The sequence below is a fragment of the Exiguobacterium antarcticum DSM 14480 genome, from assembly GCF_000685865.1.
In the GTDB taxonomy this organism is placed as follows: domain Bacteria; phylum Bacillota; class Bacilli; order Exiguobacteriales; family Exiguobacteriaceae; genus Exiguobacterium_A; species Exiguobacterium_A antarcticum.
The window spans coordinates 1,141,215-1,159,717 of sequence record NZ_JMKS01000003.1 but is presented as its reverse complement, the minus strand read 5'-3'; the positions used below and the strand labels follow the sequence as shown (position 1 = coordinate 1,159,717).

Here is an 18,503-nt window from a genome sequence, read left to right as displayed (position 1 = left end):
AGAACAGCGAGAAGAGTCGATACATTTGTATGCGACTTTTTTTTGAACGATTTTTAAAAAAAGTGGTTTAGGAACAGTGAAATCGGGGAATTACATCAGAGTGACCTTTTATTTAAAGTGGTTCATTCAGATGATAGAGATAGAGAAAACACATAGTAGATTTTCCTTGAGGAGGAACTTGAAGATGGATTTAACAATTAAAACAGAGCAACTAGATGGTCAGACGCATCTCTATATCGCAGGAGAGATTGATACGTATACAGCACCGAAACTTCGTCAAGAATTAGTACCGGCAGTCGAAACAAATGATGTCGTCGTCCACTTGGATGAAATTCATTATATGGATTCAACAGGTCTTGGTGTATTTGTCGGGGCGCTTAAAGCCTCAAAGAAAAACGGAACGACGTTCACACTCGTCGGGGTATCCGAACGGATTCGTCGTCTATTCGAAATCACAGGTCTTTCAAGCATCATTACAATCGATAGTGGTGTACGAGGTGGGACACAATGAAGAACGAACAACTTGAAATGACGCTTCCGGCAAAACCGGAATACGTAGCAATCGCTCGACTAACGGTTTCTGGTGTCGCGAATCGGATGGGCTACACATACGATGACATCGAAGACATCAAAATCGCTGTTTCTGAAGCATGTGCGAATGCCGTTCAGCATGCATATGAAGGAGAAAAAGATGGATCGATGGCATTGACGTGTAACGTCTATCCGGATGACCGTCTTGAAATCATCGTCAAAGACAACGGTGTGACATTTGATAAAGACAGCGTCAAACGCCAAAGTGAACCGATTACGGACTCACATGATCTAGACTCTCTGCATGAGGGGGGACTAGGGATCTTAATGATTGAAGCACTCATGGATCAAGTCACGATCGAGAAAGCAAACGGCGTCACTGTCCATATGACAAAATATATGAATAGAGATGAGGTGGGTCAAAGTGCCAGCAAAGTCTCAACAACGCCATCACAGTGATGACGAAGTCCTTCGACTAATTGACCTATACCAACAAGATGACCAAGATGAGGAAGTCCATGCTGCGTTACTCGCGCGTTACTCGGATCTCGTCGAGGCACTCGCCCGTAAATTCTCACGTGGCCGCCCGATTCATGACGATCTCGTTCAAGTCGGCATGATCGGTCTACTCGCGGCACTTCGTCGCTTTGATAAAGAATTTGGTCGCAGTTTTGAATCGTTTGCCGTCCCGACCATCATCGGTGAAATTAAACGATTTATCCGCGACAAGACATGGAGTGTACACGTCCCCCGTCGAATCAAGGAGCTGGGTCCAAAAATCAAGAAAGCCGTCGAAGAATTGACGACGGAACTGCAACGGTCACCACGGATTGATGAAATTGCAGCCCGTCTAGAAGTGTCGGAAGAGGAAGTGCTCGAGACGCTCGAAATGGGTAAGAGTTATCAAGCGTTATCCGTTGATAGTTCGATTGAAGCTGACCAAGAAGGCAGTACGGTCACGTTGCTTGATTTAGTCGGGAACCAAGAAAATGGTTATGACTCGGTTGATCAAAGGTTGATTCTTGAAAAAGCTTTTGCGGTTTTGACGGATCGGGAACGTTCGATTTTAGAATGTGCCTATTACCGGAACATGAGTCAAAAGGAAACCGGGGAATTACTCGGTATTTCGCAGATGCATGTCTCGCGCCTGCAACGCCGGGCTCTTCAAAAGTTACGCGAAGCGATCAAAGTGGAACCAAACGAAGTATTCTCAAAAGACTGATGCTTAGGCATCGGTCTTTTTTTTGTGTCCGATCGATTCTTCGGTATAATGAAGGAGAGGTGAAGAAGATGGAGAAGAGAATCGCAACAGAATTGAATTTACGACTAGCACAAGTGAAAGCCGTTTTACAACTGACGGAAGACGGGGGAACGATTCCGTTTATCGCCAGGTACCGCAAAGAACAAACCGGTGAACTCGATGAGGTCGAAATCAAAGCGATCCTCGACCGCCATAAAAGTATCACGCAGCTCGAAACGAAACGAGAAGACGTCCTGCGTAAAATTGAAGAACAGGGCGTCATGACGCCAGAGTTGAAACAAAGCCTGAATGCGGCGACGACGCTGCAACAGATTGAAGACTTATACTTACCGTTCCGTCCGAAACGACGAACGAAGGCGGAAATCGCACGGGAAGCCGGACTGGCACCGTTCGCCGACTTTTTACGTTCCCCGAAATCGTATGACGATGAACAGTTTAATCAGTTTATCGCAGCGCATGAAGAAGGGGAAGCGGTTGCTGGGGCGCAAGCGATCATTGCTGAGGAATGGGGAGAGCAGGCAAGTGTCCGTGATCATATCCGCAAGACGGCGTATCGCTTCGCGGACATCGTCACGAAGTTAAAAAAAGACGCAGTCGACGAGAAACGTGTATTCGCGCAGTACTATGAATACAATGAACGAATCCGTCAAATCGTGCCGCACCGGATTTTAGCGATCAATCGTGCCGAATCGTTAAAAATCGTTTCGGTCAAAGTAGTCTTGGATGATCAACACGTATTGCCGTACCTGTTGCGCCCGTTTAGCCGGTTAGCGGATGAAAAACGGCGTCTGGTCGAAGAAGCTGTCCAAACAGGCTATAAAAAATCTGTCTTTCCGGCGATCGAACGGGAACTTCGCAATGAATTGACGGACAAGGCGGAAAATCAAGCGATTGAAGTATTCGGAAAGAATTTACGACAACTCTATATGCAACCACCGATGAAAGGGAAAGTGATGTTAGGTCTTGACCCTGCCTACCGGACCGGCTGTAAATGGGCGGTCATTGATCCGACGGGAGAAGTCAAAGAAGTGGGTGTCGTCTATGTCACGATGTCTGAACAAAAAGCACAGGAGGCGCGTCAGGTCTTGACGAAACTCGTGAAACGGTACGGTGTTGAATTGATAGCGATCGGAAACGGAACGGCTTCCCGTGAGACGGAATCGTTTGTCGCGAATTGGATCAAGGAACATGATGACATCGCTTTCACAATCGTCGATGAAGCGGGTGCGAGTATTTATTCCGCATCGGAAATCGCACGGACGGAGTTTCCTGACCTACAAGTCGAACAGCGGTCGGCGATTTCGATCGCAAGACGATTGCAAGATCCGTTGGCAGAACTCGTCAAGGTCGACCCACAATCGGTGGGTGTCGGACAATACCAACATGATGTCACACAAACGAAGTTAAAAGAAACACTCGACTTCGTCGTCGAGACGGTCGTTAACCAGGTAGGTGTTGATGTCAATACGGCATCGGAGTCACTCCTCGGTTATGTCGCAGGGATCACAAAAGCCACTGCGAAAAAAATTGTCGAACGTCGATCGGAGCTGGGTGCCTTTGAATCCCGGAAAGAACTGTTGAAAGTACCACGCTTAGGAGCAAAAGCCTATGAACAGGCGGCAGGATTCTTACGGATACCGGAAGGCAGTCATCCCCTTGACCGGACACCGATCCACCCGGAACAATATAAAACCGTCGAACGGTTGTTTAAGCAGCTCGATTTATCGTTACAGACAGTAGGGACGGAAGAGTTGCGGACCCGACTCGACGGCTTATCCGTACAAGAGACGGCGCAGTTGCTTGAAGTTGGGGAACCGACCTTACGCGACATCATTGAAGCGTTACAACGTCCGGAACGCGATCCGCGTGAAGCGCTTGATAAACCGTTGTTGCGCCAAGATGTATTATCCCTCGACATGATTCAAGTCGGAATGGAGTTTCAAGGCACGGTGCGCAACGTACTCGACTTTGGAGCATTTGTAGATATCGGCGTCAAAGAGAGTGGACTGGTGCACATCTCGAAACTTAGTAAAAAACGGGTCAAACATCCGCTTGATGTCATCGCGGTCGGGGACATCGTCACAGTGTGGGTGACGAGTGTCGAACCGGAACGGGGACGCATCGGATTAACGATGGTCAGCCCGTCATGACGAATGAACAATTACAGCAATACGTCGAGCGGTTATCACTCGACGTGTTTGCTTTACCTTTTGCGCACAGAGCGTTGTTTAATGATCGCTTACGGACGACAGGCGGTCGCTATTTTTTGACGGATCACCATCTTGACTTCAATCGGCGATATCTCGAAGACCCACATATCTTTCGCGGAATCGTCATTCACGAGCTTTGCCACTATCATCTTCACCTGCAAGGGAAAGGGCACCGGCATCAAGATCACGACTTCAAAGAGTGGTTATCCCGGTATGGAGGCTTACGGTATAGTCCGCGTTTAAAAGAAAATGAAAAAAAGACGCATCTCTATGAATGTAAAAAATGCGGGACATTATATAGAAGGAAAAGAAAGATGAATCCAGAGCGATACCGGTGTGGACGATGTCGTGGAAAGATTTTTCACAAAAGTAGTTGACGTTCATTTCGGAGCATGATAAATTATAGAAGTCGTCAAAACGACCGCAACTAAACAACTTCTCGTCATTAAAAACTTTTTTAAAAAAGCATTGACGAAGAGAAAGAAAGTTGCTAATATAGAAAAGTGTTCTGAAACGAACGTCACGTTCCGCAATAGCTCAGTGGTAGAGCAACCGGCTGTTAACCGGTAGGTCGTAGGTTCAAATCCTACTTGCGGAGCCATTATTTTTGGAGATGTACCCAAGTGGCTATAAGGGGCGCCCCTGCTAAGGGTGTAGGCCGGGAAACTGGTGCGAGGGTTCGAATCCCTCCATCTCCGCCAGACCTCTTATGTGAATTTGTTACTTGAGAATAATTATCGATTTTAAACTGGCCCGTTGGTCAAGCGGTTAAGACACCGCCCTTTCACGGCGGTATCACGGGTTCGATTCCCGTACGGGTCACCATTTCGGAGGATTAGCTCAGCTGGGAGAGCATCTGCCTTACAAGCAGAGGGTCGGCGGTTCGATCCCGTCATCCTCCACCATTTTTAATTTCATACTTAAGTTTCACAAAAATGTGGTCCTGTGGTGTAGCGGTTAACATGCCTGCCTGTCACGCAGGAGATCGCGGGTTCGAATCCCGTCAGGACCGCCATTTTTGGGCTGTGGCCAAGTGGTAAGGCACTGGATTTTGATTCCAGCATGCGAAGGTTCGATCCCTTCCAGCCCAGTTTTCTCGTGTCATTAGCTCAGTTGGTAGAGCATCTGACTTTTAATCAGAGGGTCGCAGGTTCGAATCCTGCATGACACACCATTTTAATTTTAACTTTAATTTCAATTTTATATTTGCGGTCGTGGCGGAATGGTAGACGCGCTAGGTTGAGGGCCTAGTGGTGGCAACACTGTGGAGGTTCAAGTCCTCTCGACCGCACCATATCGCACCCTTAGCTCAGCTGGATAGAGTACTTGACTACGAATCAAGGGGTCGGGAGTTCGAATCTCTCAGGGTGCACCACATTTTGTTTGCTTTTGACGGGCCTATAGCTCAGCTGGTTAGAGCGCACGCCTGATAAGCGTGAGGTCGGTGGTTCGAGTCCACTTAGGCCCACCATTTTTCAAAACAAACGATGACGAACTTTGAAAACTGAACGATGAGGCAAAAAACGTATCTTCGGATACAAACAATGAATGAAGCGCAAGCTTCGTCAACGTGACTCCGGTCACAACAACGAGCAAGTCAAACACTTTATGGAGAGTTTGATCCTGGCTCAGGACGAACGCTGGCGGCGTGCCTAATACATGCAAGTCGAGCGCAGGAAGCTCACGGAACTCTTCGGAGGGAAGTGAGGGGAATGAGCGGCGGACGGGTGAGTAACACGTAAGGAACCTGCCTTAAGGATTGGGATAACTCCGAGAAATCGGAGCTAATACCGGATAGTTCTTCAGACCGCATGGTCTGATGATGAAAGGCGCTTCGGCGTCACCTTGAGATGGCCTTGCGGTGCATTAGCTAGTTGGTGGGGTAATGGCCCACCAAGGCGACGATGCATAGCCGACCTGAGAGGGTGATCGGCCACACTGGGACTGAGACACGGCCCAGACTCCTACGGGAGGCAGCAGTAGGGAATCTTCCACAATGGACGAAAGTCTGATGGAGCAACGCCGCGTGAGTGATGAAGGTTTTCGGATCGTAAAACTCTGTTGTAAGGGAAGAATAGGCGTGAGAGGTAATGCTCATGCTATGACGGTACCTTACGAGAAAGCCACGGCTAACTACGTGCCAGCAGCCGCGGTAATACGTAGGTGGCAAGCGTTGTCCGGAATTATTGGGCGTAAAGCGCGCGCAGGCGGCCTTTTAAGTCTGATGTGAAAGCCCCCGGCTCAACCGGGGAGGGTCATTGGAAACTGGAAGGCTTGAGTACAGAAGAGAAGAGTGGAATTCCATGTGTAGCGGTGAAATGCGTAGAGATGTGGAGGAACACCAGTGGCGAAGGCGACTCTTTGGTCTGTAACTGACGCTGAGGCGCGAAAGCGTGGGGAGCAAACAGGATTAGATACCCTGGTAGTCCACGCCGTAAACGATGAGTGCTAGGTGTTGGGGGGTTTCCGCCCCTCAGTGCTGAAGCTAACGCATTAAGCACTCCGCCTGGGGAGTACGGCCGCAAGGCTGAAACTCAAAGGAATTGACGGGGACCCGCACAAGCGGTGGAGCATGTGGTTTAATTCGAAGCAACGCGAAGAACCTTACCAACTCTTGACATCCCCTTGACCGCTTGAGAGATCAAGTTTTCCCTTCGGGGACAAGGGTGACAGGTGGTGCATGGTTGTCGTCAGCTCGTGTCGTGAGATGTTGGGTTAAGTCCCGCAACGAGCGCAACCCCTATCCTTAGTTGCCAGCATTTAGTTGGGCACTCTAGGGAGACTGCCGGTGACAAACCGGAGGAAGGTGGGGATGACGTCAAATCATCATGCCCCTTATGAGTTGGGCTACACACGTGCTACAATGGACGGTACAAAGGGCAGCGAGACCGCGAGGTGGAGCCAATCCCAGAAAGCCGTTCCCAGTTCGGATTGCAGGCTGCAACTCGCCTGCATGAAGTCGGAATCGCTAGTAATCGCAGGTCAGCATACTGCGGTGAATACGTTCCCGGGTCTTGTACACACCGCCCGTCACACCACGAGAGTTTGCAACACCCGAAGCCGGTGAGGTAACCGCAAGGAGCCAGCCGTCGAAGGTGGGGTAGATGATTGGGGTGAAGTCGTAACAAGGTAGCCGTATCGGAAGGTGCGGCTGGATCACCTCCTTTCTAAGGAAAACGTCCCGTAAGGGACATGCCCATCGTTCAGTTTTGAGAGCTCGTCTCTCAGTCTCGATAAGAGACACTCGCACCTTGAAAACTGAAGACATCAACAAGACATCAAACTTTTTATAACCATGTCATTAGACGTGTGTTCTTAGAATACCAAAATGCTAGATCAAGGTATGAAGGGCGTACGGTGGATGCCTTGGCACTAGGAGCCGATGAAGGACGCGACGAACAGCGATATGCTTCGGGGAGCAGTAAGTATGCTTTGATCCGAGGATTTCCGAATGGGGGAACCCACCATCCGTAATGGGATGGGACATGTTACATGAATACATAGTGTAGCGTGAGGCAGACCCGGGGAACTGAAACATCTAAGTACCCGGAGGAAGAGAAAGCAAATGCGATTCCCTGAGTAGCGGCGAGCGAAACGGGAACAGCCCAAACCGGAGAGCATGCTCTCCGGGGTTGTAGGACACTCTATACGGAGTCAAAAAGGAAGACAGTAGGTGAACGACCTGGAAAGGTCGGCCGAAGAAGGTGACAGCCCTGTAGCTGAAACTGTTTTCCCTCCAGAGTGGATCCTGAGTACGGCGGGACACGTGAAACCCCGTCGGAATCCGGGAGGACCATCTCCCAAGGCTAAATACTCCCTAGTGACCGATAGTGAACCAGTACCGTGAGGGAAAGGTGAAAAGCACCCCGGAAGGGGAGTGAAATAGATCCTGAAACCGTATGCCTACAAGTAGTCAGAGCCCGTTAATGGGTGATGGCGTGCCTTTTGTAGAATGAACCGGCGAGTTACGATAGCGCGCGAGGTTAAGCTGATGAGGCGGAGCCGTAGCGAAAGCGAGTCTGAATAGGGCGCCATAGTGCGTTGTCGTAGACCCGAAACCAGGTGATCTACCCATGTCCAGGATGAAGGTCAGGTAACACTGACTGGAGGTCCGAACCCACGCACGTTGAAAAGTGCGGGGATGAGGTGTGGGTAGCGGTGAAATGCCAATCGAACCTGGAGATAGCTGGTTCTCCCCGAAATAGCTTTAGGGCTAGCCTCGAGGTTGAGAGTTCCGGAGGTAGAGCACTGATTGGACTAGGGGCCCCCACAGGGTTACCGAATTCAGTTAAACTCCGAATGCCGGCAACTTATACTCGGGAGTCAGACTGCGAGTGATAAGATCCGTAGTCAAGAGGGAAACAGCCCAGACCGCCAGCTAAGGTCCCAAAGTGTATGTTAAGTGGAAAAGGATGTGGCGCTGCCTAGACAGCTAGGATGTTGGCTTAGAAGCAGCCACCATTCAAAGAGTGCGTAATAGCTCACTAGTCGAGTGGCGCCGCGCCGAAAATGTAACGGGGCTAAACATACCACCGAAGCTGCGGATTCCGTAAGGAATGGTAGGGGAGCGTTCCAAACCGCTGTGAAGCTGTACCGTAAGGAGCAGTGGAGCGTTTGGAAGTGAGAATGCCGGTGTGAGTAGCGAAAAGAGGGGTGAGAATCCCCTCCGTCGAAAGCCCAAGGTTTCCTGAGGAAGGCTCGTCCGCTCAGGGTTAGTCTGGACCTAAGCCGAGGCCGAAAGGCGTAGGCGATGGATAACAGGTTGATATTCCTGTACCACCGATCCACCGTTTGAACAATGGGGGGACGCAGGAGGATAGTGACGCATGCGGATGGAAGTGCATGTGTAAGTTTCGAGACCGTCTGATTGGCAAATCCGTCAGGCATCAAAGTCGAGGAACGATGCGGAGTCCCGTAGGGACGAAGGTCACGATTTCACACTGCCAAGAAAAGCCTCTAGTGAGGTGGAAGGTGCCAGTACCGTAAACCGACACAGGTAGGCGGGATGAGAATTCTAAGACGCGCGGGATAACTCTCGTTAAGGAACTCGGCAAAATGGTCCCGTAACTTCGGGAGAAGGGACGCTCTACATTGAGTAGAGCCGCAGTGAATAGGCCCAAACGACTGTTTAGCAAAAACACAGGTCTCTGCTAAATCGCAAGATGACGTATAGGGGCTGACGCCTGCCCGGTGCTGGAAGGTTAAGGGGATGGGTTAGCGCAAGCGAAGCTTTGAACCGAAGCCCCAGTAAACGGCGGCCGTAACTATAACGGTCCTAAGGTAGCGAAATTCCTTGTCGGGTAAGTTCCGACCCGCACGAAAGGCGTAACGATTTGGGCACTGTCTCAACGAGAGACCCGGTGAAATCATAGTACCTGTGAAGATGCAGGTTACCCGCGACAGGACGGAAAGACCCCATGGAGCTTTACTACAGCCTGATATTGAGGCTTTGTGCATGATGTACAGGATAGGCGGGAGACGTCGAGACCGGAGCGCCAGCTTCGGAGGAGTCACCCTTGGGATACCGCCCTTCATGCATAGAGTCTCTAACTCGCAGCCGTCATCCGGCTGGAGGACCGTGTCAGGCGGGTAGTTTGACTGGGGCGGTCGCCTCCTAAACAGTAACGGAGGCGCCCAAAGGTTCCCTCAGAATGGTTGGAAATCATTCGTAGAGCGCAAAGGCAGAAGGGAGCTTGACTGCGAGACCTACAAGTCGAGCAGGGACGAAAGTCGGGCTTAGTGATCCGGTGGTTCCGCATGGAAGGGCCATCGCTCAACGGATAAAAGCTACCCTGGGGATAACAGGCTGATCTCCCCCAAGAGTCCACATCGACGGGGAGGTTTGGCACCTCGATGTCGGCTCATCGCATCCTGGGGCTGGAGTAGGTCCCAAGGGTTGGGCTGTTCGCCCATTAAAGCGGTACGCGAGCTGGGTTCAGAACGTCGTGAGACAGTTCGGTCCCTATCCGTCGTGGGCGCAGGAAATTTGAGGAGAGCTGTCCTTAGTACGAGAGGACCGGGATGGACGCACCGCTGGTGTACCAGTTGTTCCGCCAGGAGCATCGCTGGGTAGCTACGTGCGGACGGGATAAATGCTGAAAGCATCTAAGCATGAAGCCCCCTCCAAGATGAGATTTCCCTTTGAGTAATCAAGAAAGACCCCTCAGAGACGATGAGGTAGATAGGTCACGGGTGGAAGCATGGCGACATGCGGAGCTGAGTGATACTAATCGGTCGAGGCCTTGTTCTAGCAGATGATCTTGTTGATGACTTCAGTTTTGAGGGCGCGAGCCCGTCGTCTGGTGACGATAGCCAAGTGGTCACACCCGTTCCCATGCCGAACACGGAAGTTAAGCACTTGAACGCCGAAAGTAGTTGGGGGCTTCCCCCTGTGAGGATAGGACGTTGCCAGGCCATTGAAAGGACCGATCTGCATACAGCAGGTCGGTTTTTCTTTTAAAAAGCAGTCAAAAAAATGATGTTACTATAAGTTCTTTTAGAAAAAACAACAAAAAAATGAAATAACGCTTGTATTTTTTAAAAACACATGTTATATTAATATCTGTCGAAACGTTATATCATCGCGGGGTGGAGCAGTCTGGTAGCTCGTTGGGCTCATAACCCAAAGGTCGTCGGTTCAAATCCGGCCCCCGCAACCAATTTTTATAATTCAAATCCGAAACGTTTATCGTCGCGGGGTGGAGCAGTCTGGTAGCTCGTTGGGCTCATAACCCAAAGGTCGTCGGTTCAAATCCGGCCCCCGCAACCAATTTTAAACTTAACTTCAACTTTACTACGAAACGTTCAGCGTTTCGTATTTTTTTTTGCCTTTTTTGTTCGGTACAATGGAGTAAGAGAAAAGGAGGAGGGACACAGATGATGAAACTTGAATTGACGAATCTCGAACAGACGACGGCGCTTGCCGTTGAACTGGGACACCGTGCCTTCAAAGGGATGGTCGTGACGCTGGACGGGGACTTAGGGGCAGGAAAGACAACCTTCACCCAAGGATTCGCCAAGGGGCTGGGTGTTACCCGAAACGTCAACAGTCCGACGTTTACGATCATGAAGGTCTATACTGGACGATTGCCGCTTTACCATATGGATGTTTACCGTCTCGAAGGTGGAGATGACATCGGTCTTGAAGAATATTTGAATGGAGATGGTGTCGCTGTCGTCGAATGGTCGGAATTGATTGCTGATGTCCTTCCACCCGAACGCCTTGCGATCACGATTGAACGGACGGGCGATGACTCACGTCGTTTTTTGCTTGAACCGATCGGTGAACAGTACATCAAGATATGTGAGGGGTTAAATCCATGAAAATCGTAGCGATTGATACATCGACGAAACAACTGTCTGTTGCGTTATCGGACGGGAAACAGATCTTGGCAGAAGCCTCTTATGTGACCTCGTTGAACCATGCGACGAAACTGATGCCTTTGCTTGAGCGCATGATGCAGGAAGTCCGCTGGTCACCGCGCGATTTGACACGTGTCGTCATTGCCGATGGACCGGGTTCTTATACCGGTCTTCGGATTGGAGCAACAACGGCCAAGACATTAGCCTATACATTAGGAATCGAGCTTGTTCCCGTCTCGACACTTGAATTGATGGCGGCATCCGCCGGCTCAACCGGTCGCATCGTAGCGATTCAAGACGCCCGCCGCGGAACAGGATTCGTTGGTCTCTACGAAAACGGTCAGTTGGTCGGAGAAGAGCAACATACATTGGTCGCAGATTTCGTCAAGAACTTGCCGGTGGATACGAAAGTGACGGGGGATACGGACAAGTTCGTATCGGAACTTCAACCGTTCACAATCGTTGACCCGGCATTCCGCGCACCACGCGCCGGTGTGTTGGCGATGCTTGGCGCAACACGTCAGCCGGTCGATGTCCATTCGTTTGAACCACGTTACCTGCGTCTCGCGGAAGCAGAAGCCAAATGGATTGAGGCACAACGTCATGAGTAACGTCTTGATTCGAAAAATGACGGTCGCGGACGCACCTGGCGTTCATGCCGTGGAACGCGAATCCTTTGCGACGCCGTGGACACTGGAAGCATTTGTTGCGGAGATGACGCAAAATCCGAATGCCTATTATTTGGTCGCAGAGACCGAAGAAATCATCGGATTCGCGGGACTCTGGCACATTGCCGATGAAGGCCATATCACGAACGTCGCGGTGAAGCGGGGAGCACGAGGGAACGGAATTGGTGAAGCGTTGCTGATCGCATTGATCGGACAGGCACAACAGCTTGACTTACGGGCGATGACTCTTGAAGTCCGTGTCTCGAATACACCAGCTCGGACGTTATATGAAAAACTGGGCTTTTTGTATGCCGGAACACGAAAACGATATTACCAAGATAATAATGAAGATGCAGCCATCTATTGGCTGGAACTAGAAGGAGACGAGCTATGACACAACCGTTGATATTAGCGATTGAATCCAGTTGTGATGAGACAGCCGCTGCTGTCGTGCGAGGTGGAACAGAAATATTATCGAATGTCGTGTCGTCTCAAATCGAGAGTCATAAGCGTTTTGGCGGGGTCGTGCCGGAAGTCGCTTCCCGTCATCACGTGGAACGGATCACATATGTCATTGATGATGCTTTGACGGAAGCAGGCGTCACGATCGATGAGATCGATGCGATTGCCGTCACGGAAGGACCGGGTCTTGTAGGTGCCCTCCTCGTCGGTGTCAGCGCGGCAAAAGCATTGGCTTTTGCTCATAGTAAACCATTGATTGGTGTTCACCACATCGCGGGTCATATTTATGCCAATCGTCTTGTGCAAGAACTTCAGTTTCCACTCGTCTGTTTGATTGCTTCAGGGGGACATACGGAATTGATTTATATGCCGGAAGACGGCGTCTACGAAGTAATCGGGGAAACCCGTGATGATGCAGCCGGAGAAGCGTATGATAAAGTGGCGCGGACCTTGAAGCTCCCGTATCCAGGTGGTCCCCGGATTGATCAACTGGCACAGACGGGACAGGATACGTTCCATTTCCCACGGATTTGGCTTGAGAAAGAGTCATATGACTTTAGTTTCAGTGGCTTAAAATCCTCTGTCATCAATGCCGTCCACAATGCAGAACAACGGGGAGAAGTCATCATCCCGGAAGACTTGGCAGCCAGTTTTCAAGCAAGCGTCGTCGAAGTCCTCGTCACAAAAGCAATTCGTGCGGTCAAAGAAAAAGGCGGAACACAGCTGCTCGTTGCCGGCGGAGTTGCGGCGAACCAAGGGTTACGCAAGGGTTTGACGGAGGCCTGTCAACGGGAAGACATCGAGTTAGTCATTCCACCGATGCACTTATGCGGTGATAATGCCGCGATGATCGGAGCAGCAGCGATTCATCCATATCGTGCCGGTCGCCAATCGACACTTGCCATGAATGCCGAACCTGGGCTAGATTTAAAGTAAGGAATTCGAGAGACATGGGGGAAATGGAATGAAAAAAGTCATCATCGTGTTATTAGGTGTGCTCGTCATTGTCGCAATCGGCTTACAGATTCGTGAAATCGTCGATGCGTATCAAATCGCCTATAAAGAAGAACTTGTACCAGATAAAAAAGCAGTCGAAGCGAATACGAAACTGCAGCCCCTGTACGAAATTGGTCGGGCGGAAGGGGAACAGACACGGATTGAGAAGCTGTATGCGTTTGATCAGACCGTCAACGGTGAATTAAAGAACGTTGTATTGGTAGACCGGAAATACGGTTTGACGAATAAGGCAAGTGATGACTTCTTTACGATTGCACCAGGCAAGCCGGCAACGGAGCAAGAAAAGAAATCCTTCCAACCGATGATCGACCGACTCGATGCGGAACAAATCCAAGCGGAGGTCATCTCGAAGCACCAGGTTATGGCCAGTGAAAACAATAAAAAACGGACGTTGACGCTTTACAAAGTCTTTTATAAAGATACCGATCAAAAAGAATACCTGTTTTTCATCGAGAAAGACGGCGGCTTGAAGCTGGATCTCTTTAAAAAAGGGTACTCCCGTCTGTCCAATTATTAAATGAAAAGCGATGTTCGCCTAGAGTCTAGGTAAACATCGCTTTTTTCATTTCCATTCGAGCAAACCGGTTAGATCATCATAAATACTGTCCGGATCAAGGTTCAACTCTTCGACAGGCAGACTCGACCGGTTGATCCAGGCCGTCCGAAACCCAAAACTTTTGGCGCCGGTGATGTCCCAACCGTTTGACGACATGAACAGGACCTCTTCTCGTTTCAGACCAAGGGTGTTGAGGGCATGCATGTATGAGGCCGGAGTGGGCTTGTATTGTTTGATGTCATCGACACTGATGATGTGGTCGAACCGGTCTGCTAGTCCGGATTGTTCGATCAAGGGATCGAGCATATCGTGTGAGCCGTTTGAAAAAACCGCCAGTTGTTTATCCCCCATCTGTTGCAACACGGTATCGACTTCCGGATAGTGGTTGAGTTTCAGATACACATCCATCAGTTCCGTGATATTCTCTTCCGTGATATGCAATTTTAATTGTAAGAGCGCATAACGGAGTGCGTCGCGCGTGACTTGGCTGAATGGAACGTATTGACCGTTCAACTGACGTAAAAACGAGTACTCGAGTTGCTTTTGGCGCCAGGCCTGGCTGATCGCTTCCCCATGTCCCGGGTACAATTCTTCTGCTTTTACTTTGACGGAATGGACATCGAATAAGGTCCCGTATACATCAAAGACTAGTGCTTTAATCGATTGTGTCATAAGTATCACCCTTCTAGTTGAGATAGTCTCTTTTACGTAGTTCCCGCAAACCAACTTCACTGAAACACATTCAATTAGGAGAAGAAGGCGTGACGCGAGCCGGATTCGGGAACTGATAGATAAGACCAGGGTCTACTGGAAAGGAAATGAGACATTTTATGACACGCCAACAAAAAATTATTCGAATTCTTCTGCTGGTCCTGATCATCAGCGGACTGATTTGGTTCAGCCGTGCCTATCTCGATATTAACCCGACGGATATCAAAGAATGGATTTTATCGTTCGGAATGTGGGCACCTATCCTCTACATTCTGCTTTATACGATCCGTCCACTGATTTTTTTCCCGGCTTCCGTCTTGTCGATTACAGGCGGACTGGCTTTTGGCGCTCTTATGGGGACCGTTTATACGGTCATCGGGGCGACACTGGGCGCCGTCGTCGCATTTCTCGTCGCCAAAAAACTGGGCACCGGCCTGATCAAGCAGAAGGACAGTGCCGGTAAAGTCGAACAAATTCAGCACCAACTTGAGAAAAATGGATTCATCTATGTGTTGATCTTCCGTTTGCTGCCGATCTTTAACTTTGATTTGATCAGTTATGCCGCCGGGTTATCGAAGGTCCGGTTATTGCCGTTTTTCCTCGCGACGTTGATCGGCATCATTCCCGGAACGTTTGCCTATAACTTTTTAGGGAGTAGTATCGTTTCGAAGGATCCACGCATCATCATCGGAGCCGTCACTGTTTTTGTTGTGTTGACGATTGTTCCGTGGTACATCCAAAAACGCTGGAAAGCAAAAAAGAACCTCGGCTGATGTGAACTGCCCCATAAAAGTTGGACATAAAAATCCAACTTTTATGGGGTGTTTTTTATGGTCAAATATACGAAGGCGTTTAAGATCAAGGTTGCTGAACATTACCTGACGGGACGAGACGGATACCAGATTATGGCGGAGGAATTCGGGATAGCACGTGAACGAATCCGTGAGTGGTCGCGTCTCTATGAGCGATGGGGAGAGACGATCTTCGATCCTTCCTATACAACACACTCGCCGGCATTTAAACTGGAGGTATTAAACGACATGGCGACCAATGAGCTGTCCTACATAGAGGCGGCCATAAAATACAGAATCTCCTCCCCAGGGATGATCTCGAACTGGCGAGCGACGTATGAACGGAAAGGGACCGCAGGTCTGGTCGCCAGACCGAAAGGACGTGCCCCGATGGCGAGACGCAAGAAGAAGGATTTTGAAGAAATGACAGAAGTCGAGAAGCTCAAGGAGCGGGTCGAGTATCTCGAGATGGAGAACGCTGCGTTAAAAAAATTGAGAGCCTTGGTTCAAGAAGAGAATGCGCGACGAACCGGATCAAGGCGCAAGTAATCGACGAGTTGCGGGCGGTCTATCCCGTCCTAGGACTCCTCCGCGTGCTCGGTATGGCCCGGAGCGTCTACTACTATTGGCGGACGCGCCTGACGGGCGAAGACAAGTATGCGGAGGTGAAGGCTGCCATCCATACCCTCTTCCACGAACACGAGGGTCGATGTGGCTATCGTCGCATCCACGCACTTCTCGAACGCCAAGGCTTCCGGCACGATCCGAAGACCGTGCGCCGTCTCATGGACGAGCTCGGGCTCAAGTGTCTCGTTCGCATGAAGCGATATCGCTCTTACAAGGGACGGATCGGAGAAATCGCACCGAATCTTCTCCAACGTGACTTCAAGGCCTCCGGCCTGAACCAGAAATGGGTGACTGACGTCACTGAGTTTCACCTCTTCGGGGAGAAGCTCTACCTCTCGCCGATGATGGACTTGGGAAACCGTGAGATCATTGCCTATACGATGTCGGACCGCCCTACATACCGATTCGTCGGCGAAATGTTGGACCAGGCAATCGGGAAGCTCGACGGGAAGGAACGGCCAATCCTCCATTCCGATCAAGGTTGGCATTATCAGTACCGAGCGTTCATCGGTAAACTCCACGAGCACGGCATCACGCAAAGTATGTCCCGTAAGGGCAACTGTCTCGACAACGCAGCCATCGAAAGCTTCTTCGCCGTGCTCAAGTCAGAGCTCCTGTATCTCAAGGAGTTCGATGACATGGACCACTTCAAATGTGAGCTCAAGCGTTATATCGAGTACTATAACCATCGTCGTATCAAGAGACGCCTAAAAAACCTGAGCCCGGTGGAATACCGGACTCAGGTCCTCAAGGTCGCCTGACAAATTATTTATTGTCTAACTTTTTTGGTTCAGTTCAATGTCAGCCGGGGTCTTTGGTTTAGGCATGCAAGCGTTGTGACCGCAAGAAAAATTCTTCGGCAAAGGTGTGACAGGCGGCCTGTTTCTCCGGTGTATTCGGATCGAATTCAATCTTCAGTCCAGGAACGACGACTGTCGCGCCGGCCGAAACAAGCGTCTGTTCGAGCGTATCAACGGCTGCACAATATTTCGGATAATCGAGGTCACCGGAACCAAAGGCGGCAGCGGCTAAGCCGTTTAACGTACTTTCACCCAACTCGTCGACGAAGTTTTCTGCTTCGTACGGCAAATCGCCGTCCCCCCATGTGTAGGAGCCGAGTAAAACGGCATCATATTTGGAAAAGTCGGACGGGTATAACTGATCGAGCTCTTGTATATGAACCGTACAGCCCTTGCGCTCGAGTTCCGACTGCAAGATCTGCACGATGTCTTCTGTGTTTCCGGACATGCTGACAAAACCAATCATGATGTTCATGTGAATCATCCTTTCTCCAAGATGTGAACCTCTTTAGTTTAATTGATAATCGTTCTCAATGCAAAAAGAAGAAATAAAAAAAGGCTCTCCACACGATAGGGAGAGTCTTTTTTGTGTCAGTCTTGGAGCTCGGCCCATTCTTCGATTGAACGAATGACAGGTTCAAGCTGACGACCTTTGTCAGTCAAACTGTATTGAATTTTAATCGGACGTTCCGGAATGACGGTCCGGATGACAATACCTTCCGCCTCAAGTTCCTTCATGCGCTCCGTTAACATACGACCAGATAACTCCGGAATCGCATCTTGAATTTCGTTGAAACGACAGGTCTTCGTCATGAGATGACGTAAAATCAAGCCCGTCCACTTCTTGCCCAAAATTTCAAAGGCATGTTCGACTCGGGGACAAAGGGCAGTCGGAATTAATGTCTCTTCCATCAGCACTCATCCTTTCTATAGTATTAGTATACCCACTTTAACATCAAAATACGAATTATTTTACTTAAAGTAATAAAATAAACAAAAACAAATCTATTTACTTTTAGTAAGTGATGATTTATAGTCGTATTTAGGTTACGAAAAGTAATTAAAAAACATTAAGTAAAAGGGAGATTGATCAAGATGATGGATTTAGGATTATTTCTTATTCGATTGGTGATTGGATTAACATTTGCGGCACACGGGACACAAAAACTATTTGGTTGGTTCGGAGGGCATGGCATTGCAGGGACAGGCGGCTGGTTCGAGTCGATCGGGATGAAGCCGGGTAAAACACTTGCTTTAACAGCCGGTCTGGCGGAATTAGCGGGAGGTCTCTTGTTTGCGAGTGGACTATTCTTATGGTTCGCAGCAGCACTGATTATCGGGTCGATGCTTGTTGCCATCATCAAGGTCCACGGTCAAAATGGTTACTGGGTCACGCAGAACGGGTACGAATACAACATGGCACTGATCGTCATCGCACTAGGTGTTGCGTTGATTGGTGCCGGAGATTATTCACTCGCCGCCTTAATCGGGTGATCAGAGAAAGTAG

The 18,503-nt window shown here is 49.7% G+C and carries 17 protein-coding genes, 12 tRNA genes and 3 rRNA genes; 29 read left to right on the top strand and 3 right to left on the bottom strand.

Annotated features, from left to right (window positions below; all coding sequences use genetic code 11):
* Positions 1 to 184: 184 nt before the first annotated feature.
* The 25 genes from P404_RS0106815 to P404_RS0106695 all read left to right on the top strand — a co-directional run bounded on the left by P404_RS0106815 (position 185) and on the right by P404_RS0106695 (position 14,028).
* A complete protein-coding gene (locus P404_RS0106815) occupies positions 185 to 511 on the top strand; it encodes an STAS domain-containing protein (RefSeq protein ID WP_014971519.1) in 327 nt (108 codons plus the stop codon).
* The gene (gene rsbW / locus P404_RS0106810; protein ID WP_014971518.1) at positions 508 to 990 is read left to right on the top strand and encodes an anti-sigma B factor RsbW; all 483 of its coding nucleotides are present in this window, start codon (positions 508 to 510) and stop codon (positions 988 to 990) included. The genes P404_RS0106815 and rsbW overlap by 4 nt, the downstream gene beginning before the upstream one ends.
* The gene (sigB, locus tag P404_RS0106805; RefSeq protein ID WP_026830357.1) at positions 956 to 1,753 is read left to right on the top strand and encodes an RNA polymerase sigma factor SigB; all 798 of its coding nucleotides are present in this window, start codon (positions 956 to 958) and stop codon (positions 1,751 to 1,753) included. Before rsbW ends, sigB begins: the two co-directional genes overlap by 35 nt.
* Before the next feature lie 68 nt (positions 1,754 to 1,821).
* Positions 1,822 to 3,942: a Tex family protein gene (locus tag P404_RS0106800; protein ID WP_026830356.1), complete on the top strand. Its 2,121-nt coding sequence runs from the start codon at positions 1,822 to 1,824 to the stop codon at positions 3,940 to 3,942.
* Positions 3,939 to 4,379 (top strand): SprT family protein, encoded by a 441-nt coding sequence (locus P404_RS0106795; protein WP_014971515.1) that lies wholly within the window; start codon positions 3,939 to 3,941, stop codon positions 4,377 to 4,379. The genes P404_RS0106800 and P404_RS0106795 overlap by 4 nt, the downstream gene beginning before the upstream one ends.
* A 149-nt stretch (positions 4,380 to 4,528) precedes the next feature.
* Positions 4,529 to 4,603, top strand: a tRNA-Asn gene (locus P404_RS0106790).
* A gap of 8 nt (positions 4,604 to 4,611) precedes the next feature.
* A tRNA-Ser gene (locus tag P404_RS0106785) sits at positions 4,612 to 4,703 on the top strand.
* Between the two features lie 49 nt (positions 4,704 to 4,752).
* Positions 4,753 to 4,827, top strand: a tRNA-Glu gene (locus tag P404_RS0106780).
* Between the two features lie 4 nt (positions 4,828 to 4,831).
* Positions 4,832 to 4,907: transfer RNA gene (locus tag P404_RS0106775), tRNA-Val, on the top strand.
* A 34-nt stretch (positions 4,908 to 4,941) separates the two neighbouring features.
* Positions 4,942 to 5,017 (top strand) — tRNA-Asp (locus P404_RS0106770).
* A gap of 4 nt (positions 5,018 to 5,021) precedes the next feature.
* Positions 5,022 to 5,093: transfer RNA gene (locus P404_RS0106765), tRNA-Gln, on the top strand.
* Between the two features lie 7 nt (positions 5,094 to 5,100).
* Positions 5,101 to 5,176, top strand: a tRNA-Lys gene (locus P404_RS0106760).
* Between the two features lie 34 nt (positions 5,177 to 5,210).
* Positions 5,211 to 5,296, top strand: a tRNA-Leu gene (locus tag P404_RS0106755).
* 4 nt (positions 5,297 to 5,300) lie between these two features.
* Positions 5,301 to 5,377 (top strand) — tRNA-Arg (locus P404_RS0106750).
* Between the two features lie 19 nt (positions 5,378 to 5,396).
* Positions 5,397 to 5,473, top strand: a tRNA-Ile gene (locus P404_RS0106745).
* 134 nt (positions 5,474 to 5,607) lie between these two features.
* Positions 5,608 to 7,169: ribosomal RNA gene (locus P404_RS0106740) — 16S ribosomal RNA — on the top strand.
* A gap of 167 nt (positions 7,170 to 7,336) precedes the next feature.
* Positions 7,337 to 10,252, top strand: a 23S ribosomal RNA gene (locus tag P404_RS0106735).
* A 48-nt stretch (positions 10,253 to 10,300) separates the two neighbouring features.
* Positions 10,301 to 10,416: ribosomal RNA gene (gene rrf, locus P404_RS0106730) — 5S ribosomal RNA — on the top strand.
* Together the 16S, 23S and 5S rRNA genes with 12 tRNA genes alongside form the textbook arrangement of a ribosomal RNA operon.
* 168 nt (positions 10,417 to 10,584) lie before the next feature.
* A tRNA-Met gene (locus P404_RS0106725) sits at positions 10,585 to 10,661 on the top strand.
* Between the two features lie 33 nt (positions 10,662 to 10,694).
* Positions 10,695 to 10,771: transfer RNA gene (locus P404_RS0106720), tRNA-Met, on the top strand.
* Positions 10,772 to 10,878: 107 nt separating this feature from the next.
* Positions 10,879 to 11,325 (top strand): tRNA (adenosine(37)-N6)-threonylcarbamoyltransferase complex ATPase subunit type 1 TsaE, encoded by a 447-nt coding sequence (gene tsaE, locus P404_RS0106715; RefSeq protein WP_014971514.1) that lies wholly within the window; start codon positions 10,879 to 10,881, stop codon positions 11,323 to 11,325.
* Positions 11,322 to 11,975 (top strand): tRNA (adenosine(37)-N6)-threonylcarbamoyltransferase complex dimerization subunit type 1 TsaB, encoded by a 654-nt coding sequence (gene tsaB / locus P404_RS0106710; protein WP_026830355.1) that lies wholly within the window; start codon positions 11,322 to 11,324, stop codon positions 11,973 to 11,975. Before tsaE ends, tsaB begins: the two co-directional genes overlap by 4 nt.
* On the top strand, positions 11,968 to 12,426 hold the full coding sequence (gene rimI / locus P404_RS0106705; protein ID WP_026830354.1) for a ribosomal protein S18-alanine N-acetyltransferase: 459 nt from the start codon (positions 11,968 to 11,970) through the stop codon (positions 12,424 to 12,426). The genes tsaB and rimI overlap by 8 nt, the downstream gene beginning before the upstream one ends.
* Positions 12,423 to 13,430 carry a tRNA (adenosine(37)-N6)-threonylcarbamoyltransferase complex transferase subunit TsaD gene (gene tsaD, locus P404_RS0106700; protein ID WP_026830353.1) on the top strand — a complete coding sequence of 336 codons (1,008 nt, stop codon included), beginning with the start codon at positions 12,423 to 12,425 and terminating at the stop codon, positions 13,428 to 13,430. Before rimI ends, tsaD begins: the two co-directional genes overlap by 4 nt.
* A 28-nt stretch (positions 13,431 to 13,458) precedes the next feature.
* Positions 13,459 to 14,028, top strand: a complete 570-nt coding sequence (locus P404_RS0106695) for a hypothetical protein (RefSeq protein ID WP_026830352.1) — start codon at positions 13,459 to 13,461, stop codon at positions 14,026 to 14,028.
* Positions 14,029 to 14,073: 45 nt separating this feature from the next.
* Here P404_RS0106695 and P404_RS0106690 read toward each other — a convergent pair whose 3' ends face one another.
* The gene (locus P404_RS0106690; protein ID WP_014971509.1) at positions 14,074 to 14,739 is read right to left on the bottom strand and encodes a haloacid dehalogenase type II; all 666 of its coding nucleotides are present in this window, start codon (positions 14,737 to 14,739) and stop codon (positions 14,074 to 14,076) included.
* 158 nt (positions 14,740 to 14,897) lie between these two features.
* On the opposite strand from P404_RS0106690, the gene P404_RS0106685 reads away from it, so the two are divergent.
* From P404_RS0106685 to P404_RS18205, 3 genes are read left to right on the top strand one after another with little or no spacing between them, the layout of a single operon-like run.
* Complete coding sequence (locus P404_RS0106685; RefSeq protein WP_026830351.1) at positions 14,898 to 15,551, top strand: TVP38/TMEM64 family protein; 654 nt, start codon at positions 14,898 to 14,900, stop codon at positions 15,549 to 15,551.
* 57 nt (positions 15,552 to 15,608) lie between these two features.
* The gene (locus tag P404_RS19095; RefSeq protein ID WP_051590468.1) at positions 15,609 to 16,118 is read left to right on the top strand and encodes a helix-turn-helix domain-containing protein; all 510 of its coding nucleotides are present in this window, start codon (positions 15,609 to 15,611) and stop codon (positions 16,116 to 16,118) included.
* The gene (locus tag P404_RS18205) at positions 16,061 to 16,957 is read left to right on the top strand and encodes an IS3 family transposase (protein WP_420864599.1); all 897 of its coding nucleotides are present in this window, start codon (positions 16,061 to 16,063) and stop codon (positions 16,955 to 16,957) included. The genes P404_RS19095 and P404_RS18205 overlap by 58 nt, the downstream gene beginning before the upstream one ends.
* Positions 16,958 to 17,015: 58 nt before the next feature.
* Here the strand turns inward: P404_RS18205 and P404_RS0106670 are convergent, their stop codons facing one another.
* Both P404_RS0106670 and P404_RS0106665 read right to left on the bottom strand, forming a co-directional pair.
* Positions 17,016 to 17,471 (bottom strand): flavodoxin, encoded by a 456-nt coding sequence (locus P404_RS0106670; protein ID WP_034774081.1) that lies wholly within the window; start codon positions 17,469 to 17,471, stop codon positions 17,016 to 17,018.
* Positions 17,472 to 17,587: 116 nt separating this feature from the next.
* The gene (locus P404_RS0106665) at positions 17,588 to 17,908 is read right to left on the bottom strand and encodes a winged helix-turn-helix transcriptional regulator (RefSeq protein WP_014971504.1); all 321 of its coding nucleotides are present in this window, start codon (positions 17,906 to 17,908) and stop codon (positions 17,588 to 17,590) included.
* A gap of 183 nt (positions 17,909 to 18,091) precedes the next feature.
* Here P404_RS0106665 and P404_RS0106660 point away from each other — a divergent pair, with 183 nt between their 5' ends.
* Entirely contained in the window at positions 18,092 to 18,490 is a 399-nt protein-coding gene (locus P404_RS0106660; protein ID WP_026830348.1) for a DoxX family protein, read from the top strand.
* Positions 18,491 to 18,503: the final 13 nt, after the last annotated feature.

Excerpts from the sequence above, each read along its gene's own strand:
- P404_RS0106695 (WP_026830352.1), top strand. The coding sequence starts at position 13,459 with ATGAAAAAAGTCATCATCGTGTTATTAGGTGTGCTCGTCATTGTCGCA.
- P404_RS0106795 (WP_014971515.1), top strand. The coding sequence starts at position 3,939 with ATGACGAATGAACAATTACAGCAATACGTCGAGCGGTTATCACTCGAC.
- P404_RS0106690 (WP_014971509.1), bottom strand. The coding sequence starts at position 14,739 with ATGACACAATCGATTAAAGCACTAGTCTTTGATGTATACGGGACCTTA.
- P404_RS0106665 (WP_014971504.1), bottom strand. The coding sequence starts at position 17,908 with ATGGAAGAGACATTAATTCCGACTGCCCTTTGTCCCCGAGTCGAACAT.
- P404_RS0106800 (WP_026830356.1), top strand. The coding sequence starts at position 1,822 with ATGGAGAAGAGAATCGCAACAGAATTGAATTTACGACTAGCACAAGTG.
- rimI (WP_026830354.1), top strand. The coding sequence starts at position 11,968 with ATGAGTAACGTCTTGATTCGAAAAATGACGGTCGCGGACGCACCTGGC.
- rsbW (WP_014971518.1), top strand. The coding sequence starts at position 508 with ATGAAGAACGAACAACTTGAAATGACGCTTCCGGCAAAACCGGAATAC.
- P404_RS19095 (WP_051590468.1), top strand. The coding sequence starts at position 15,609 with ATGGTCAAATATACGAAGGCGTTTAAGATCAAGGTTGCTGAACATTAC.
- P404_RS0106670 (WP_034774081.1), bottom strand. The coding sequence starts at position 17,471 with ATGAACATCATGATTGGTTTTGTCAGCATGTCCGGAAACACAGAAGAC.
- tsaE (WP_014971514.1), top strand. The coding sequence starts at position 10,879 with ATGATGAAACTTGAATTGACGAATCTCGAACAGACGACGGCGCTTGCC.
- tsaD (WP_026830353.1), top strand. The coding sequence starts at position 12,423 with ATGACACAACCGTTGATATTAGCGATTGAATCCAGTTGTGATGAGACA.
- P404_RS0106660 (WP_026830348.1), top strand. The coding sequence starts at position 18,092 with ATGATGGATTTAGGATTATTTCTTATTCGATTGGTGATTGGATTAACA.
- P404_RS0106815 (WP_014971519.1), top strand. The coding sequence starts at position 185 with ATGGATTTAACAATTAAAACAGAGCAACTAGATGGTCAGACGCATCTC.
- P404_RS0106685 (WP_026830351.1), top strand. The coding sequence starts at position 14,898 with ATGACACGCCAACAAAAAATTATTCGAATTCTTCTGCTGGTCCTGATC.
- tsaB (WP_026830355.1), top strand. The coding sequence starts at position 11,322 with ATGAAAATCGTAGCGATTGATACATCGACGAAACAACTGTCTGTTGCG.